The 2,500-nt window shown below is 50.1% G+C and carries 2 rRNA genes (1 of these 2 cut by a window edge); both read left to right on the plus strand.

The features are described 5' to 3' along the window. The first annotated feature begins 15 nt into the window (after positions 1 to 15). Positions 16 to 1,575 (plus strand): 16S ribosomal RNA (locus ENLAB_RS00005). Positions 1,576 to 1,804: 229 nt separating this feature from the next. After that, positions 1,805 to 2,500 (plus strand): 23S ribosomal RNA (locus ENLAB_RS00010) (it continues 2,219 nt past the right edge of the window). Together the 16S and 23S rRNA genes form the textbook arrangement of a ribosomal RNA operon.

Genomic DNA, 2,500 nt, shown 5'->3' on the forward strand with positions numbered 1-2,500 from the left:
GTCATTCAAACAAATCATTATGAGAGTTTGATCCTGGCTCAGGACGAACGCTGGCGGCGTGCCTAATACATGCAAGTCGAACGCTTTTTCTTTCACCGGAGCTTGCTCCACCGAAAGAAAAAGAGTGGCGAACGGGTGAGTAACACGTGGGTAACCTGCCCATCAGAAGGGGATAACACTTGGAAACAGGTGCTAATACCGTATAACACTATTTTCCGCATGGAAGAAAGTTGAAAGGCGCTTTTGCGTCACTGATGGATGGACCCGCGGTGCATTAGCTAGTTGGTGAGGTAACGGCTCACCAAGGCAACGATGCATAGCCGACCTGAGAGGGTGATCGGCCACACTGGGACTGAGACACGGCCCAGACTCCTACGGGAGGCAGCAGTAGGGAATCTTCGGCAATGGACGAAAGTCTGACCGAGCAACGCCGCGTGAGTGAAGAAGGTTTTCGGATCGTAAAACTCTGTTGTTAGAGAAGAACAAGGATGAGAGTAAAATGTTCATCCCTTGACGGTATCTAACCAGAAAGCCACGGCTAACTACGTGCCAGCAGCCGCGGTAATACGTAGGTGGCAAGCGTTGTCCGGATTTATTGGGCGTAAAGCGAGCGCAGGCGGTTTCTTAAGTCTGATGTGAAAGCCCCCGGCTCAACCGGGGAGGGTCATTGGAAACTGGGAGACTTGAGTGCAGAAGAGGAGAGTGGAATTCCATGTGTAGCGGTGAAATGCGTAGATATATGGAGGAACACCAGTGGCGAAGGCGGCTCTCTGGTCTGTAACTGACGCTGAGGCTCGAAAGCGTGGGGAGCGAACAGGATTAGATACCCTGGTAGTCCACGCCGTAAACGATGAGTGCTAAGTGTTGGAGGGTTTCCGCCCTTCAGTGCTGCAGCAAACGCATTAAGCACTCCGCCTGGGGAGTACGACCGCAAGGTTGAAACTCAAAGGAATTGACGGGGGCCCGCACAAGCGGTGGAGCATGTGGTTTAATTCGAAGCAACGCGAAGAACCTTACCAGGTCTTGACATCCTTTGACCACTCTAGAGATAGAGCTTCCCCTTCGGGGGCAAAGTGACAGGTGGTGCATGGTTGTCGTCAGCTCGTGTCGTGAGATGTTGGGTTAAGTCCCGCAACGAGCGCAACCCTTATTGTTAGTTGCCATCATTTAGTTGGGCACTCTAGCGAGACTGCCGGTGACAAACCGGAGGAAGGTGGGGATGACGTCAAATCATCATGCCCCTTATGACCTGGGCTACACACGTGCTACAATGGGAAGTACAACGAGTTGCGAAGTCGCGAGGCTAAGCTAATCTCTTAAAGCTTCTCTCAGTTCGGATTGTAGGCTGCAACTCGCCTACATGAAGCCGGAATCGCTAGTAATCGCGGATCAGCACGCCGCGGTGAATACGTTCCCGGGCCTTGTACACACCGCCCGTCACACCACGAGAGTTTGTAACACCCGAAGTCGGTGAGGTAACCTTTTTGGAGCCAGCCGCCTAAGGTGGGATAGATGATTGGGGTGAAGTCGTAACAAGGTAGCCGTATCGGAAGGTGCGGCTGGATCACCTCCTTTCTAAGGAATATTTCGGAAGACTACACATCGTTTGCCTTTGTTCAGTTTTGAGAGGTTTACTCTCAAAACAAATTTGTTCATTGAAAACTGGATATCGAAGAAAAAATCAAAACAAGTAACACACACCGAGTTGAAATGTTAAAAGAGTTTTTTAATAAGTTCAACGCTTATTTTCTTGAGCAACCTTCTATCGCTAGAAGAAGTACTCAAAACCGACCGTAAGGTCAAAGGTTAAGTGAATAAGGGCGCACGGTGGATGCCTTGGCACTAGGAGCCGATGAAGGACGGGACTAACACCGATATGCTTTGGGGAGCTGTAAGTAAGCTATGATCCAGAGATTTCCGAATGGGGGAACCCAGCATCTTTTATAGGATGTTACGTCTGCGTGAATACATAGCGCAGTCGAGGTAGACGCAGAGAACTGAAACATCTAAGTACCTGCAGGAAGAGAAAGAAAATTCGATTCCCTGAGTAGCGGCGAGCGAAACGGGAAAAGCCCAAACCAACAAGCTTGCTTGTTGGGGTTGTAGGACTCCGATATGGTAGTCTATTCAGATAGTCGAAATACTTGGAAAAGTATGTCAAAGAGGGTAAAAACCCCGTAGGCGAAATTTGGATAACACCTAGGAGGATCCTGAGTACGGCGGAACACGAGGAATTCCGTCGGAATCCGGGAGGACCATCTCCCAAGGCTAAATACTCCCTAGTGACCGATAGTGAACCAGTACCGTGAGGGAAAGGTGAAAAGCACCCCGGAAGGGGAGTGAAATAGATCCTGAAACCGTGTGCCTACAACAAGTTAGAGCCCGTTAATGGGTGATAGCGTGCCTTTTGTAGAATGAACCGGCGAGTTACGATAGCATGCGAGGTTAAGTTGAAGAGACGGAGCCGCAGCGAAAGCGAGTCTGAATAGGGCGAATGAGT

This window comes from Enterococcus innesii, from assembly GCF_022846515.1.
In the GTDB taxonomy this organism is placed as follows: Bacteria; Bacillota; Bacilli; order Lactobacillales; family Enterococcaceae; genus Enterococcus_D; species Enterococcus_D innesii.